Source organism: Fictibacillus sp. B-59209 (genome assembly GCF_036216745.1).
In the GTDB taxonomy this organism is placed as follows: domain Bacteria; phylum Bacillota; class Bacilli; order Bacillales; family Fictibacillaceae; genus Fictibacillus_C; species Fictibacillus_C marinisediminis.
In genome coordinates this window covers 1-16,551 of sequence record NZ_JARMMC010000044.1, presented here as the reverse complement: position 1 = coordinate 16,551, position 16,551 = coordinate 1, and the positions used below count along the sequence as shown (strand labels likewise).

Below are 16,551 nucleotides of genomic sequence, written 5' to 3'. Positions count from 1 at the left end.
AAATTCGTTAAAACTATTAATATTTCATCATTAAAAGAAGATTAATAGATACGCACTTTAGAAAAATATTGGCAAAGTAAAAATGAAAATACACCAGAATATGAAAAAAACAGTATTAAATGAATATTTATTAAGTTTAAAAAAATGCGAATAAAGCAGAAGCAGCGATTACAGAATATCGAATATTAGAGCGTTGTTTAGAGGAGTGCACAATCCTTTTAAAGACGTTTAGCTTGAGATTTCCCACCAATTAGAACTTCGAAATCATCTGCAACATCAGAAGTGATAACTTCAGAGAAAGTTAACTTGATAGTATCTACTGCTGTTAACTTAGCAGCTGTCACCACAGGAGCAATGTTTTCTTTAAGTGATACTTTTTATAAAAAAATTAGAGTTCAGGATATGTTATGCCAGGAGTCTTTTTAATGTGTAATTCGGGGGATGTATGTATTAAGGCATAAAATACATACGATATAAGCTAACAGAAGGGGTTACAGGTTATTACGTATTCAATAAAACATAAGCGCATATGAACTATTACTACAGGTCTCTCTATAAAAATAACCCCAAAGACCAAAGTCTCTGGGGTTATTTCAGGAAAGGGGTGCCGTATTAAGATTGTTTCCAATCCTTAATCCAGCACAATCAAAACTTATTTATTTACAGTCAAACCAGCTTTTTGCATATTCCCCGCAAGGTCAAGAATGTCTGCAGCTTTAGTTTCCACTGTTGTTAACTTTGTTATAGCTGAAGAATCAGCCACTGTAAGAACAAGTTTTCCTTCAGCAGAAACTGTTGCCTCTTTAATTGCCACGGAAGCACCTTTGCTGTCATAAAGTTTTACTTCATCTGTAACATCAGAACCTAATGCAATTGCTTTTAGTGCTTCTGAATAAGTTACAGTAATTTCATCAAGGTCAGTTGCTACAAATGATTTTGCTTCTGGAGCAGCGTTATCTTCAATATCAATAGTTGTAATGAAAGGATTGCTAACTTTGTTATCTAATGTTTGTACTCCAGTTACACGGAACACAGCCTTAGTATCACTAGTTTTTACAAATCCTTCTGGAAGAGTAATTAGCACTTTAGATTGGTCCACTCCACCGCCGTTTGGAGCAAATTCAATCTTAGTATCAGCCGGTAGTGTAACTCCATTGATTAGATAAGATGCTGGATTCAATGCTGAACCAGTTCCTGTAGCTTTTACTTTTGTTCCGAAATCAACTGTTACAATATTATTAGCTTCATCTACATCTTTGATTGCAAATGTAGTCTCAACTGGTTTTCCAGCTTCAGTTACATCAACCATAAATGAATATTTAGCATTTTTGTTAGATGCAAGTGACTTATCAGTTACAAATCCTTCTGCTAAATCGAAGCTGTACTTATCTCCTGCTAAGCCATTAGCAAGAGTAAATACGACCTTTTTGCTATCAGCAAGGTTTACTGAAGGAGTTGCTACGCTTGCAAGAGACAAGATTTCACCCTTAGAATTCACCACATAAACTTTAGAAGCGTCTAAGGAAGTTACTTCTTCATTAAATGTTAATTCAAATGCAGTTACTTTACCATTTACCACTGTAGTTGCAACATTAGATACAGTTGGAGCAGTTGTATCTTTAGTAAGAGTAACAGATTTTGTGATTTCAGTTGCATTAGCATTGCCTAAAGAATCTTGTAGTGCATCTTTAGCTACTGTCAATGTTACAGTGTCAGAACTTCCATTTTTAAATAGGTAAAGGCTGTTCAATGTTACAGTGTACTCTTTTTTGTTTTCTGGATTTACTACTGCACTTGTAAAGATATTAGTGTTAAAAGTTCCAACTTTAGCAGATAAAACTAATGAGTCATTTTTTAATTCCTTATCAAGTGTTACTTTAACCTTATTTTCACCTGCTGGTACAACACTTGTGATAGATGGCGCTACATTGTCAACAGAAACTGTGACAGGAGCTGTTTGAACATCTTTAATGTTACCAGCAGCATCAGTAGCATTTACTACGGTTACATCATATGATTTAGTTGCATCGAGGTTAACATTATTGATTGTAGCTGTTTTCCCAACAACAACAGGTGTGTAATTTTGGTTGCCAATTTTTACTGTATCGATAGTTTTTACATCTTCATCAAAAGCAAGTGTAATGGTTTGAATTTTTTCAGTTGTCGCTTTTACAATAGCTTTAGCGGAAGAAAGAACAGGTGCAGTAGTGTCACTAACTGTTACCTTTTGGTTTACTGGGCTAACAAATTGACCACTTACAGCTTTTACAATTTCAAAAGGAACTTTTACTGTATACTCACCTTTAAAGAACTTTTGAGCTTTAAGAGTAAGAGTTTTGCCATCAGCACTAATTTCTTGAGTGATTGTACCAGCGTCAAGAGCACCTTCTCCAGCAGCTATAGTAATTACGTCTGCGTTGTTTGCTTTTAAAGTTTTAGCATCAAGAGCTTTGCTGAATGTTACAGTGATAGTTTTAGCGTTAATCGCACTTACAGACTCAACTTTAGGAACTGCAAGTTCAGCTTTTTTAGCTTCGATTGCTTTTCCAGCGTCTTCGATGCGTTTTCCAAGATCAGCTTTAACTGTCTCAGTGTCAACTTTTGCGTAAGAAGCTTTTGCAGTTGCAAGAGCGTCTTCAGCAGCTTTTACAGTAGCGTCATCTTTAAGAGCTTTAACAGCTTCTTCAAGTTTTACAACGTCAGCTGTAGCTGTTTTAACTTCGTTCCACTCAGTTTTGAAATCGCCAAGTGTTTTTTCAGCTGCAGAGATTCTTTTAGAAAGATCAGTTTTTACAGAAGCTGTGTCAACTTTAGCAAAAGATGCTTTAGCAGCTGTAAGAAGTTTTTCTGCAGTTGCTACAGAAGCTTCGTCTTTAAGGCCTTTTACAGCAGACTCAAGAGCTACTACATCAGCAGTTGCAATTTTAACGTCGCTAAGTTCAGCTTCAACAGCTTTGATTTTTTTGTCTACTGCAGTTGCAGCTGTTTTAGCTGGAGTAAGGTATTTAGCAGTGAATTGTGCACGTGGGCTTTCACCGTATACAGTACCTTTTACTACATGCTTAGAGAAGTTAGTTGTAGCTGTTTTAAGAGCAGCTTGATCTTTTTTAGCTCCAGCAAGATCGAAAGAAGCTTTTTTAAGCTCATCGTTTACGTTCTTAGTAGCTGTTGCAAGAGCAGCACCAAGGTCAAGAGCTTTGTTGTAGTTAGCAGCATAAGTGTGAATGCCTTTTACTGCTTTTAGTTTGCTTTCTAGAGCAGATTTTGTTTTGCCTTTGCTAAGCTTTTTAACTTCAGCAACCGCTTTGTTATAAGAGCTTACAGCAACTTTAGTGTCGATTTTTTTGAATGCAAGTTTCTTTGCATTGTATTGATCTTTTACTTTCTTAGCATCTGCCTCTGCTTTTGTTACAGCTTTAGATGCTGTAGATGTAGAAGCAGCGAATGTTGCTGGTGCTACAGAAACGAATGCGCTTGCTGCAACAGTCGTTGCTGTCGCGATCTTAAGAGCTTTCTTTTTGTCCATTACGTAAAATTCCCCTTCCTAAATCACAATTATTTTATAAAAACTAATCAGAGAGCAAAACCTTCCGGACAAGGAAGCTATGTAACTATGTACCTATTGCCAGCTCCAACTAATTTTTAAAACCAAAAGCCTTTGTCGGACAAGATCACCTATTAGGTATTTAGTATATTAAAATAGGAATAATCTTCCAACTGTGTAATACATTTCATATGATATAACAAATTACGATAAAAAGCTAGTATTTTTTGTAAACTTAATGTTATTTTTTTACTACCTATTAACATAAATTACAATATTAATAGTACATTAAGTATAAGCCTATTTTCTTATCCTTATTTGCTACAAAAGTATTATCGACAGTTTTTGTCAGATATTAATAGTTTTCTTAGAAAATATTATTCTTTTTTTCCATTTGTCGAAAAAAAGAAATAAGGACTGCCAAATGGCAGTCCTTATTTAGTCCTAATACTATTGATTCTGTTGTATCCAGCCCTTGCCTTCTGTTCCTTCTACATAGAGCCAGTTGCTCCATTTTTTCGTAGCTTTCACCGTTTGCGGCTTAAGGGTGGTTGTCGTTTTCTTTGCTTCGATTGGCAAGGAATACAGCGGTGTATCGGCTTTTAGCTCTACTTGCTGGTTCACAGCTGTCGGATTGAAATCTACTGTATTGCTGTCCTTCTTGATCCAAAGGTCATAATTGAACTTTGTCTTGACCGCGTAATAGCTGCCATATGATTTAATCGCTTGAACTTCACCTGCATAAAGTTTGCTTGTTGTTTTCTTGGATGCAATCGGAGAATAGTAAAGCGGTGTTGCTTCTTTTACGAGAAATGTCTTTGGTTTTGTATGAAAATCAGTGACAGTGCCTGTAACATAGTTATCTTTTAGAATCCACTTTTTGCCGTAATCTTTTGTGCTGATTCTAAAATAGCTGCCTTTTGTACCGATCGCCGTCAGCTTTTGCGCTTTTAACTTTGTGTTTGTTTTGTAAGTGGAACTTGGACGGTCGTACAGGTTAAATGGCGCGAACGTTGTAATCGTAGTGTTCGTTTTTGTAAATTTCTTCTCCCACAGCTTCTTTCCTTCATTTGCTACATAAAGAGCTGCTTTACGGTTTCGGTTCCATTCCTCATTGATCACGGATACCGGAGGGTTGGTCTCACCAACATGATAGCTCAGTTCCGGTGTTAAGCCAGGACGGCCGAATTGCGTGATGAACCAGTCTTTGTAGCCTCCACCCTTCTCGTCATTGTTCGCTTTAACTAGCTTGTATTTGGTCATGGCTGCGAATTCCTTGGCCATCGCGTAGTCACGGTTATAGTTTGCCTTTTTATTTAGATAGTGCCAGTAAAGGATGCGCCCGGATGTATGATAAGAAATGGTTGCTTCCGGGTTAACATAAGACGTGAAGTTATAGAGAAGCTTTACTTCAGGTGCCTCAAGGGGCTTTGTTCCTTTGTACATTTGATAGGAAGGCTTTGGTGCTTCGCTTCGCGGAATTTGAGACCAGCCGGCTGGATACTGGCGGTTGAGGTCAATACCCTGTGCGTTGGCTTTCCAGCGCTTGAAGTTTTTGCTGCCTTTGTTCATTTTGATGAGGCCTGCATGTGCAGACTTCGGAAATTCTTTTAATCCTGATTGCTGAAGGGTGACACCGTCCGGATTAACCATCGGTACGATCCAGATGGATACGTCATTTAAGAGATTGCGAACGTTGTAGCCTTGGTAGGTTGTATTTTTCTTGTAGGCATCACTGTAGGCATCCACCATTTCCATGGCGATGTTCGTCGTGATCCATTCGCGTGCGTGGTGAGAGGCATTGTAGAATACCGTGGCGTCCCCTTTTCCCAGCTTAATCGCATAGACGGTTCGGCCGTACTTTGTTTTGCCGAGTGCACGGTATTGAACAAGATCCGGATAAGCTTTTGCAAGCTGCTTCATATCCGTTGTCATTTCGGAGTATGTATACGTCTGAATCGGGTTAACATAGCTGGCTGCCGAAGCCGATGGCGTAAAGCTGAAGCCAGACAGGCCGACAAGAACAGCCAGTACTAGAGCAAATAATGTTTTTTTCATCCTTTTCCCCCTGTTTTATGGAGTTTTTGTTTTTTCCTTAACTCTCTAATTATACTAGAAAAGGAATAATTCAGAACATAAGGATAATTACGTATCTTTTTGTCAAATAAAGGTGCCAGGCACTGCAATTACATTCTTATGTAATCGCGGTGCCTGGCACCAAAGCGCTCAAATTATTTTTTAATCCAGCCTTTATATGCCGTGGAGCTTACGTATTGCCAGCTGTTCCATTCTTTTGTGATGGTAATAGCAGTTCCTTGAGGGATAGTGACAGTTGAGTTGCTTGAATCCAATGGTAAGAAATACACTGCCGTGTCAGCTTCTGTTGTTTTTTCCAAGGAAACTGTCTTTGGGTTAAAATCTGCTGTTTTGGTTTTTGGAATCCACTTTAAGCTGTATTTCGTTTGTACGCCGTACCAGTTTCCGGCTTCTTTAATCGCTTTTACTTCTCCTGCCGGAAGAGTTTTTGCGTATTTCTTGCTGGTGGCTGGCAGACTGTACAGCTGGGTTTTTTCTTTTAATAGAAGAGCTTTTGGTTTTTTTACTAGGTCAATGACGTTATAGGACCCTTTTAAGTAGTGATCCTGAGGGATCCACTTTTTACCCGATGCTGTGTTCAGCCTGAAATAGTTTCCTTTCACGGCAATCACCGTTACCTTTTGCGGCTTGAATACTGCTTTTGTTTTATAGGCTGCTCCGGGGCGGTCATACAAATTGATAGAATCAAAGGTTGTGATCGGCATGTTTACTTTCTTAATTTTCTTTTCCCACAGCTTTCGTCCTTCATTTGCAACGTATAGACCCACTTTTTTGTTTCGGCGCCATTCTTCGGAAATCATCTTAACCGGCACATTGGTTTCCCCGACGTGATAACTGAGTTCAGGTGTAAACCCTGGGCGGCCGAATGATGAAACAAACCAGTCTTTATAGCCTCCTCCGCTGGCCGAATTGCTAGGAGCTACAAGGCGGTAGCCGGTCATCGAACCAATCGCTTTTGCCATCGTATAATCGCGGCTGTAGTTTTCTTTTTTCGTACGATAATGCCAGTAGAGAATTCTCCCCGATGTATGATAGGAAATGGTAGCCTCCGGATCTACATAATAGGTAAAGTCATACATGAGCTTTGTTTCAATCGTTTCAAGCGGCTTTTTTCCATTGTAATTCTGGGAAGCTGGCCCGCTGATGCGCTTGGAAAGAAGGTTCCATCCTGCAGGATATTGGCGATTTAGATCAATGCCCTGGCCGTTCGCTTTCCAGTGCTTAAAGTTTCTGCTTCCTTTATTCATTTTGATCAGCTTGCTTTGTACGGATTTCGGAAAAGCGGAGACTCCCTGCTGCTGAAGGGTTACTCCGTCGGGATTCACCATAGGCACAAACCAGATGGAAACATCATTTAATAGAGTTCGAACATCATAGCCATCAAACTTTTTCTTGCTGGCATACGAGCTGCTGTATTGGTCGATCATTTCCATAACGATGTTGGTGCCGAGCCATTCCCTGGCATGGTGGGAAGCATTGTAGAAAACAGTGGCATCTCCCTTTCCAAGTTTAACGGCCCAGATTTCCCGGCCGTACGGACTTTTGCCAAGGGAACGGTATTGAATCAGATCTGGATATTTTTTGGCAAGAGCTTTTATGTCCCTCGTCATTTCTGTGTATGTATACGTTTGAATTGGATTCACCATGCTTGCTGCTGAAGCCTCTGGTGCAATGCCGGATAGGAAAATAAGCATAGCCAGCATGAAAATCACTAGGTTCTTTTTCATAATTACCTCCTAAACACTTTTATGCCATAGCAAAGATTGTATAATAAAAGAAAAACGGTAAAGAAAGGAAAGAATAATGAAGAAATTTCTGAGTTTACTAGTTTTAGGAATCTTTGCGTTCTGTTCGTTCACTCCTTCGTATGCAGTTTCCATGCCTTCTCATCAAAAAGCCTTGCTGAAAAAAGTGTATAAAGATAAGAAGGCAAAACAGGCAGTATTTGTGACAGCGGACAAGGCAGACAAATTCACGGCCAAAATCACGGCATATGAGTATGTAAAGGGCAAATGGGTGAAAAAATACTCCATGCCTGCTGTAATCGGGAAAAACGGCATCAGTCCGAAGAAAAAAGAAGGTGATGGCAAGTCTCCCGCTGGCATCTTTTATATCGGCCGAAGCTTTGGAACAGTTAAGAAACCTTCCGGCGTGGATCTTCCTTACACAAAAACTGATCAGTACGACTACTGGGTCGATGATGTGACATCCAAGGATTACAACAAATGGATCGTGTACAAAGGGGATCCGGAAAAGCGCTGGAAGTCCTTTGAACGCATGAAGCTTGAGCCGCTTTATCATTACGGAGCAGTCATCGAGTACAATACGCATCCGATTGTTAAAGGAGCTGGAAGTGCGATCTTCTTCCATGTTTGGAGAGCGTCGGATAAACCGACAGCCGGCTGTACGGCAGTGTCTCAAGATAATGTCGTGAAGCTGTTAAAGTGGATGGATCCGGCGAAGAACCCGGTGTTCATTCAAGGGACAGAGAAACAGATGAAGGATATGTATTAAAGTTTTTGGTGCCAGGCACCGGGATTACACAAGTATGTAAGAGCCGGTGCCTGGCACCATTTATGAAAAAAACAAAAACACGGGGGCTTATTCGATGATGAAATGGGTTGGGGTGTTTGTATTGCTGATTGGCGGTATTGGCTACTTTGCTTACAACGCTATTGTCAATTTTAGTGCAAACAAGCTGGTAGATCAGGTGGCCACTCAGATCGTGGGCAACAAGGACGTTGACAAGTTGATGGATGACCCTGAAGTTGCACAGTATGTAAAGAATAGCGGAGACCTCGATGCCCTGGCTGCAAAGAAGAACCTCCCTTTTCATACGAAAGAAGAAGCTCTGAAGACCGTCATTAAAAAAGTCGGCATGGATGACCTGAAAGACATGAAGAACAAAGCCCTTAACGGGATCTCTCCCCAAGAGCGGCGAGAGATCGAAGCCACATTGAATGAAAAGCTTACCCCAAAAGAAATGGAAGCCTTAAAACTGGTGGCACTGAAGGAAATCAAGAAACGCCAGCAATAGGAGATAAACGAAAAGGTGCCAGGCACCGGAATTACACACTTGTGTAACTGCGGTGCCTGGCACCTTGTTATTTTACTTTTTACTATTCTTTTGCTTTATGCTGTCTTTCACTCGTTTCATCTGCTCGTTTTGATACAAACATTAGGCTCATAATGAAGACAGTAAGGATAGATCCGACAAAACAGCCCGCGATAAACATCAGCATGATTGAACCTCCAATACCTCTTGATTGTATCTTCAAATATTACCTAAAGTTTTCGTTACTAAAACAAATATTCCGGACTATTATCAAGAACCAAACTTAAATATACTATTTTCGGGCACAAAACGGTGTCGAACCAATTTAGAAGTCCAAAAGATAGACCGACAACCTTTTTAAACGAACGTTTAACAGAGAAAAATCTCTCTTAGCACGATCCCAAGAGAGATTTTTTCTTCTTTATTTTCCTGTGAAATAATTTATAAGGTATTTCGCCCAAACTTTTTCACCTTTTTCAGTCGGCTGGTAAGTGTTCATATCCACGTACATTTTCATTTCTTCCGAGTTTTGGTCCGGCCATGCTCCCCAGTGGTTCAAATAAATAAGTTCATTTTCCTTGGTGAACTCTTCTAACTTGTTCACCTGGTCCAAGTAAAAAACAGGTTTATAAATAGGATTTGGAGGTTGGATCATTACTGTTGTGTCTTCCGATATCTTTTTCACATCAGCGAGAAGGATATCAAGGCTTCCCAAAGTATCTTCCACTTTTACGTTTCCATTATCATTCAATAAAAATGGCTCGATGAGCAGAATATCAGGTTTCTGCTCTAAAAGCGTTTTATACTTTTTATCTTTTATAATATTAATTGAAAGATCATCCTTAATACCTTCTGCTGTAACTTCTATTGCACCTTTTCCATAAGCTTTATCCAAGTCTTTTTGCAAAAGCTCTCCCCACGAACCCTTGTCAGTGGATGTTGATTCAGAACCTAGTGCTGCAAGTTTCACAGTTTTCCCGGCGTTAATTTTTTCTGTTATTTTTACAGATAAATCCTCAGGAAAATTTTTTGTCAGTTTTTCACTGAGAACATCAGCACTATTAACTGTTGCCTCTTCGGCAGTTTCTTTTACAATGGAATCATCTTGAAGTGCTTTTTTTGCAGCATTAGCTGTATTTTCAAGCTTCATATTATAATAGAAATTCCCAAATCCCAGACTTCCCAGGCAGATAATACAAATCATGACGTATAAAAACTTCTTCTTCTTTTTCAACATTTTCCCCCGCTTCCATCTCTGTTATTAAAGATATCGGCAGAAAATGGCTAGCTTACATGGGGAAATAAAATAATTGTCGAAAAATTATTGTGCTTTTCGACGAAAATGCCTCCAGTAAATCAGCACCGCAATTATTATCCCTACTAATCCACCGGTTGCATCGATCATAACATCTTCCACATGCGGTGAACGCCCCGCGGTAAAATGCTGGTGAATTTCATCCGACGCTGCATAGGCTACTGTCAGGACAAACGACAGGATGAACGTCTTTCCTCTATTAAAATAAAAGCGCAGCACTCTGAATAAAAGAAAGGCTAACAAAAGATAAACTGAGAAATGAGCCAATTTCCGGATGAGGAACTCTACAAATCCAGCCGGGCCTAGTGCCTGGACACTGACTTCCTCACCGGAATATTGGAACACGGTGGACGAGAAGAAGTTTGCGATCATTTTAGGGTCCAAATAATGCGAGAGCGTCGGCCGCATGTCCTGTTTTTCATAAGGCGTGGCTGAAGAGTAAAAAATACCGCCGGCTGCTAAAAGGACCGGCAGCCAATAAAATAAAAAGCGTTTCATGAGTACACCTGGCTTTCCCCTGTCTTACGTTCACATATATATAAGCCAATATACTATGGAAAGCGTGCAATTTCTAGAGGCATCGATTGAATGAATCTGCCTATATTGAGCAAAACTGTGAAGGAAACGGCATGATTATAAACCTATGGAGGTTATCCTTTACGATGTACGCACTGATCATAACAGTACTCATTCTCATTATAATCGTATTTTTACTATGGCTAAGCTATTACCTCGGATATAAAAAACACCTGAACCTGCATGGCATAAAGCAATATCCAAAACGCAGCGGCGAACTAACTCTCTTTATCGACGGAAGTGAGCTGTATACCCGCTATTTTGACGACATTCGGAATGCAAAAAAGTCATTGGAGATTCAGTTTTATACCATGTGCGACGACAAGATCTGCAATGAATTTCTCAGTATCCTGCGCCAGAAAGCAAAAGAAGGCCTTACCGTACGGCTGCTGCTCGACCATTATGGCTCAAAAAATGTGAAGAAAGCAGAGATCAAACTCTGCCGGGATGAAGGAATGAAAGTGGCTTTTTCCAATAAGCCTCGTCTTCCTTACTTGCTTTTCACCTCCCTTACCCACAACCATCGGAAAATCAGTGTGATCGATGGGACGATCGGCTATATCGGCGGATTTAACTTGGGCGAAGAATATCTCGGAAACAATCCGAAGCTTGGCTATTGGAGAGATTACCATCTGAAGGTTCAGGGGAAAAGTGTGGATGACCTGCGGAATCAGTTTTACAGAGATTGGAACGTTGCCACACAAGAGAAGCAAACCTATCTGCCGCAGGAGAACGTCAAGGTAGCCGGTGGAATCGAGCATCATTTTGAAAGCACAAACGGAGCACATTTGCAGGATATCTTCCTTGCCCTTGTTAAACATGCAAAAAAGGAGCTGTATATCTGCACCCCTTATTTTATTCCTGGAAAGGAACTGACCGATGAGCTCATTAAAGCTATAAAAAGAGGAGTAGATGTTAAAATCCTAGTGCCGTTTCAGGCCGATTACCCGCTCGTAAAGGAAGCTGCTTTCAGGTACTATGGCCTGCTTTTGCCGCATGGCTGCAAGATTTATCGCTTCTACCAAGGGTTCTACCATTCCAAGGTCATTGTCGTGGATGATGAGCTGTGTAATATCGGTTCAGGGAACTTTAACAAGAGAAGCTTCTATTTAAATGATGAAATGAACGGGTTCTTCTATACCCCTTCTTTTATAAACATGGTAAAAGAATCGATTGAAGAGGACATCCGGCGTTCCGAACTTCTTACCTATGAAAGCTACCAAAAGAGACCTCTGCTTCAAAAAGGAAGGGAACAAGTTGCCAACCTGCTCTCCCGGTTCTTATAGAATAGACGGTGAAATAGGCCGTCTGTTTTTAGTTGTTTAAATAACTTCGCTCTTGAAAGCGTTTACTTTCACATATCGTGTTTCACTGCTTCTATTTAAGGTAAAACATAATACGACACCGTGTGACAATTTTGCTAGAAAAGAAATAGGCACAGAGCAACAAGAAAAAATAACCATGCTGTGTTACACTGTCACGAATAACAGAACTACGTTCAAGGAGGTCCAACTCACATGTGGCAACCCCTCATTATTTTCCTGATGCAGCTATCTCTACTTCCGATTGTGACCGTCCGTACCATCTTGCTTGTTAAAGGCGAAACACGAAAAGCGAGTGTCATCGGGGTGGTTGAAGCGGCCATCAACGTCTTGTCCCTCGGGATCGTGTTTCAAGATATGTCGAACATTTGGAACATTGTCGCCTACGCTCTCGGATTTGGAGTAGGACTCCTGCTGGGCGGAGTGCTTGAGAATAAATTGGCCATCGGCTACGTGACCCACCAGATCAACCTGCTCGACCGGTCAGAAAAACTGGTGAACCGTCTTCGCGAAGAAGGATTCGGCGTAACCGTCTATCAAGGTGAAGGGCGCGAAGAAAATGCGCGGTTTCGTCTGGATGTACTGGCGAAAAGAAGCCGGGAAAAAGAACTCCTCCGCATTATCGACGAAATCGCTCCAAAAGCCTTCCTCGTCTCCTTCGAGATCCGCAGCTTTAAAGGCGGCTACCTTACAAAGAGCATGAAGAAAGATAAACATGCAAAATAAATTGAAAAGGTGCCAGGCACCCGCATATTTGCGGTGCCTGGCACCTTTTTCTGTACGATATTATTTCACTTCTTTGGTTTCGAGCAGCTTGTTAATATAGTAGCCTCCATCGTATGGAGCATATACCGCATAGCGGGATTTGAATTTCTTTCTCTTTGTTTCTCCATCGCCATACGTAATATCAAAGGTTTCGTATGCTGAAACATGGATCATTTTTTCATCGAACTGCTCAACGTCAAACACTTCATAATCCACCAATTTTTCTGTGATTCCTTTTTCGTTCACATAATCGATGTACTTGCTCGTTTCATCGTATGCATCTCCGCTTTCATCGAGATAATCGGAGATCAGCGAGAAATCATGGGTGTTCAACGCTTCTATAGACAGTTTGACGTACTCACGCATAAAGTTCTTAACTTCATCTTTATATAATCCACTATCGTCATCCATTGTTTCGTCTTGTGCTGCCATGGCCGTTTCATCATAGTCAATGTCCAGGCTCACGTCTTCATCGTTGTTGATCACAACCGATTCACTTTTCATTTTTCCGACGTCAAAGTTTTTTTCGGCATGAAGCGAAATGGAACCGTCTGTAGCCACCGGCCCGAATTTATCGATGTCATCGATTGTTTTGCCGGTGTCCTTGCCGTTGACAAACAGGTTGGCATCACCATAGTTGGAACTGATGTAAACGTATTTCCCTTCAAGAGGAACCTCCACTTCAAGCAGGTTTTTTTCCGCTTCTGACACATCAACGTCCACGTCATCGGAGAGGGTTGCGTACTCTCCTTTGTACTCCACTTTTACATTATGGCTTCCCGGCAGGATTTCCCCTGCTTTTACGATGCCGTCCTCTTGATCCAGAATTCCTCTTTTCTTGCCGTCCAGATAAACGGATGAATCTTCAAAATTAGAAGTCACTTTAACGGTTACCGGTTTGACCTCGACCACATAGTGATCAAAGAACAGCCATTCTTTGCCGTCTCTTTTCAATTGAAGCCATTCATTGTCATGATCGTCGGTAATCGGACGGGCAAGTGTCTCGCCGTCCATCCCGCTTGCTTGTTTTTCCAGAGAATCGATCGCTGATGAAAACGAGTTGTTTTTACTGGCATATTCAATAAAGTCTTTCGCAGTCTTGTCATCAGCTTCAATTTCAGACTGCCCTTCGTTAATAAAGCCTTTTACCGCTTCCGTGTCTTTGTTTTCAATAGCCTCTTTAAAATTCTTCACGGTAGCAGACGGACCTGTTTTGCCCTCTATCACTTTATAAGCCGTAAAACCGGCAATGAGAAGGACCACCAGGGCAGCCACTGAAATGATCAACGGCTTGTTGGGGCGCTTGCTTTTCTCTGAAGAACGGGTCCCTGTCGGCTCCGCTGGAGCTGGAGCTGGGTCCTGTCCTTTGTACGGTGTTCCGCAGTTTTTGCAGAAGCCGCTGCCCGCAGGCAGCTGGTTTCCGCATTCCTTGCAAAAATTCATGGTTTCCCCTCTTTCTTTTATATCAAACTCTTTTTAATGTTGTCTTAAACGTGCAATATAGCTTCCCGCATAAGCAAGGAGCGCCGAGAAAATCAGGCTGGCAAACAACGTGCCGAAGAAGGAGAAACCGAGAGAAAAATGAATGCCTCCCATATCGTCCATACTCATTTGGTTCATCAAGTCACCTGATACCGTAATCGCTAAACGTGTTGCCGTAATAATAAACGTGAGCAGCACACTGTATACCGCACTGAAAATGAGTAAATCTTTGTTGAAATTCTGTGATTTTAAATAAATGCGGTAGCCGGCATAGAGAAACAGTACAACCGGAATGAGCAGCCCAAGATACATGTAAGCATCAAGGTTCAGTGTTTCTTCAATCGCATAGCGAAAACCGGATACAATAGAGTTATCTGTAGCTGTGCCGCCTGCCCCTGAAAACAGGGACAAATGCAAGGACCCGGAATCACCGTCAGCTGTACCCTGGAACTTGAAGGTAGAGAAGTTAAGAATGTTCCAAACATATAAACCCAGCTGCGTTATGAATACGAAAACGGCCGTCCAAGGTACATCTTCAGAAGGAGCTGCCTGATCGTTAATCTTGATTACACTGACGATAAAGAGCACCAAGGTTGTTAAAATCACACCGCGTACAAGTGTGCTTGCCGCCTGATGGATCGGCTCTCCATAGGAAAGGCGTGAAGATAGATGCCCTGTCGTTTTGAAAGCACCGAGCTGGAGCAAAGTCCCAAGGAAGCTGAACAATGTTCCGATTACAAAGCCATTGAACAATGAGCCCCAGAATGAATAATCCGTATCGATGGAAAGATGCATTTTCATAAATTCTTCATTAACAGAAAGGTTATAGGAGAATCCTGCAAAGAAAGACAGGATGGCAAGGACCAGTGCATATACAGCACCAATAATTAAAGCGGCGCTAAAGCGGTTTGCCAAAGCTTCACTTTTGTTTTTCGCAGCATAAAAATATCCCCCAGCCACAAGGCCGATGAACGGAATGAGGAGCAGAATAAGCACACCGGACTTTGTTTCAAAATCAGCGCTGCTTGAATGCGTTTCTCCTCCTGCACTTCCCTTGATCCCTGCGTGAATGGTCGAATCCACCATATGCGAAGCAAGAATCCAGTCTGTCACACCTACCAGCGAATCAGGCTCGGGGGCATCGACCCCGTCTCCAAGGGAGCCCATCTCTGACAGAATGGAACCTACATTAAATTCACTAATTTCATCATTTTCTAAAAGCGTTTCTACCTTTTTGTTCAAAATCCCGTTAATTGCAAATGAAAGAATAAGTACAACTAAAAAAGAAATCAGTGCTCCGCCAAGGGCGAATTTTACTTTTTTTGAATTCAAAACGGTTTGTTTCACGTTTTGCAGGGTTTGGCTGTTCACCGTGTTTTTCAGCGTATCACGAGCTGCCCCTGTAATGGATGTTAAATCTTCTTTACCTTTGGTTAATGCAAACAAGCTCGCTGAACATGACCGGCAATAGTTTTGCTGCCTGTCATTTTCTGTTCCGCAGGATGAGCAGAACCTGGAGTCCCGGCTTGTGAAAAGGCCGTTCGGTTTTTTGGGAAGGTTAAGTGCCGCACCGTCTTTGGCGCAATAATTCATGTTCGGATCATTTAAATGTCCACAACTGCTGCAATACACGCAAGTCCCCCCTTAAACCGTTTTATTTCCGCAGCATCCGCAATACTCGGATCCGCTTGGAATCATTTCACTGCATGTACGGCATTGAAGCGTATATTGCTCGCTATTCTGGTTTGGAATCACAACTGGTTTTCCGCAGCTGCCGCAAAATTTGTCAGCGGAACTGACAGGTGCTCCGCATGAGCATGAATATCCGCCGTCGGTATTTTTACGGTTCAGCTCTTCAATGGTTCTGTTCACCTGGAAAATCGCAGTATCCTGTACTTGAATCTCTTCTGCCATACGTGATAAATGAGCAGGAACAAACTCACCTTTGCGGATCAAAGAATAGACTTCTTCCCCTAATCCCACGATAAGCTCGAGCCGTTTAGCCGATGCTTCTGCTCCCGTTTTCCTGAGCTGTCCCACTTCTTGGGCAGTATGCAGCTTCTGCTTTCCCTGCTGGAGGCTGCCCTGAATTTTGGTAAGTCCATCCCCTAACTTAGCCTGCAAATCTGACATAAAATTTTTCTCCCCTTTTTCACCTTTAAAATATATAGAATAGCGTCCTAAGGACGATGTCCCCTTATGTATCAGCCCAAAGCCTTCCTTTTTTACTACTTTTTTATTATACCGATATATGACTAAAAGACTATCTTTTATTTACTATATTTCTCATTTTTTCTTTTTATGAGGAAAATGAATGCCGATACTTGTTATAAATTTACAATTTACAATCAAAAAAGTTCCTATCCCATTGTATTGGGATAGGAACTTTTTTGAT

13 protein-coding genes are annotated in these 16,551 nt (G+C 41.3%); 4 read left to right on the top strand and 9 right to left on the bottom strand.

Annotated features, from left to right (window positions below; all coding sequences use genetic code 11):
• Positions 1-652: 652 nt before the first annotated feature.
• The 3 genes from P4361_RS22795 to P4361_RS22785 all read right to left on the bottom strand — a co-directional run bounded on the left by P4361_RS22795 (position 653) and on the right by P4361_RS22785 (position 7,368).
• On the bottom strand, positions 653-3,526 hold the full coding sequence (locus P4361_RS22795; RefSeq protein WP_328091159.1) for a hypothetical protein: 2,874 nt from the start codon (positions 3,524-3,526) through the stop codon (positions 653-655).
• Positions 3,527-3,994: 468 nt separating this feature from the next.
• The gene (locus P4361_RS22790) at positions 3,995-5,602 is read right to left on the bottom strand and encodes a M14 family metallocarboxypeptidase (RefSeq protein WP_328091157.1); all 1,608 of its coding nucleotides are present in this window, start codon (positions 5,600-5,602) and stop codon (positions 3,995-3,997) included.
• A 173-nt stretch (positions 5,603-5,775) separates the two neighbouring features.
• Entirely contained in the window at positions 5,776-7,368 is a 1,593-nt protein-coding gene (locus P4361_RS22785; protein ID WP_328091156.1) for a M14 family zinc carboxypeptidase, read from the bottom strand.
• A gap of 76 nt (positions 7,369-7,444) precedes the next feature.
• On the opposite strand from P4361_RS22785, the gene P4361_RS22780 reads away from it, so the two are divergent.
• Both P4361_RS22780 and P4361_RS22775 read left to right on the top strand, forming a co-directional pair.
• Complete coding sequence (locus P4361_RS22780) at positions 7,445-8,155, top strand: L,D-transpeptidase family protein (protein ID WP_328091155.1); 711 nt, start codon at positions 7,445-7,447, stop codon at positions 8,153-8,155.
• A 94-nt stretch (positions 8,156-8,249) separates the two neighbouring features.
• Positions 8,250-8,678 carry a hypothetical protein gene (locus tag P4361_RS22775; RefSeq protein ID WP_328091154.1) on the top strand — a complete coding sequence of 143 codons (429 nt, stop codon included), beginning with the start codon at positions 8,250-8,252 and terminating at the stop codon, positions 8,676-8,678.
• Positions 8,679-8,760: 82 nt separating this feature from the next.
• Here P4361_RS22775 and P4361_RS22770 read toward each other — a convergent pair whose 3' ends face one another.
• The 3 genes from P4361_RS22770 to P4361_RS22760 form a co-directional block, all read right to left on the bottom strand.
• The gene (locus P4361_RS22770) at positions 8,761-8,883 is read right to left on the bottom strand and encodes a DUF3789 domain-containing protein (protein WP_139223335.1); all 123 of its coding nucleotides are present in this window, start codon (positions 8,881-8,883) and stop codon (positions 8,761-8,763) included.
• Positions 8,884-9,117: 234 nt separating this feature from the next.
• Positions 9,118-9,933: a hypothetical protein gene (locus tag P4361_RS22765; protein WP_328091153.1), complete on the bottom strand. Its 816-nt coding sequence runs from the start codon at positions 9,931-9,933 to the stop codon at positions 9,118-9,120.
• A gap of 84 nt (positions 9,934-10,017) precedes the next feature.
• Positions 10,018-10,509 (bottom strand): VanZ family protein, encoded by a 492-nt coding sequence (locus P4361_RS22760; RefSeq protein WP_328091152.1) that lies wholly within the window; start codon positions 10,507-10,509, stop codon positions 10,018-10,020.
• 131 nt (positions 10,510-10,640) lie between these two features.
• On the opposite strand from P4361_RS22760, the gene cls reads away from it, so the two are divergent.
• Together cls and P4361_RS22750 are read left to right on the top strand one after the other, a co-directional pair.
• Entirely contained in the window at positions 10,641-11,873 is a 1,233-nt protein-coding gene (gene cls, locus P4361_RS22755; protein ID WP_328091150.1) for a cardiolipin synthase, read from the top strand.
• Between the two features lie 231 nt (positions 11,874-12,104).
• Entirely contained in the window at positions 12,105-12,635 is a 531-nt protein-coding gene (locus tag P4361_RS22750) for a DUF2179 domain-containing protein (protein ID WP_062237578.1), read from the top strand.
• A gap of 60 nt (positions 12,636-12,695) precedes the next feature.
• On the opposite strand, the gene P4361_RS22745 is transcribed toward P4361_RS22750, so the two are convergent.
• Genes P4361_RS22745 through P4361_RS22735 form a run of 3 tightly spaced genes read right to left on the bottom strand, consistent with a single transcriptional unit; the run spans position 12,696 to position 16,289 of the window.
• Entirely contained in the window at positions 12,696-14,117 is a 1,422-nt protein-coding gene (locus P4361_RS22745; RefSeq protein ID WP_328091148.1) for a zinc ribbon domain-containing protein, read from the bottom strand.
• A 33-nt stretch (positions 14,118-14,150) separates the two neighbouring features.
• Positions 14,151-15,788: a zinc ribbon domain-containing protein gene (locus P4361_RS22740; protein WP_328091147.1), complete on the bottom strand. Its 1,638-nt coding sequence runs from the start codon at positions 15,786-15,788 to the stop codon at positions 14,151-14,153.
• Positions 15,789-15,800: 12 nt separating this feature from the next.
• The gene (locus P4361_RS22735) at positions 15,801-16,289 is read right to left on the bottom strand and encodes a zinc ribbon domain-containing protein (RefSeq protein ID WP_328091146.1); all 489 of its coding nucleotides are present in this window, start codon (positions 16,287-16,289) and stop codon (positions 15,801-15,803) included.
• Between the last annotated feature and the right edge of the window lie 262 nt (positions 16,290-16,551).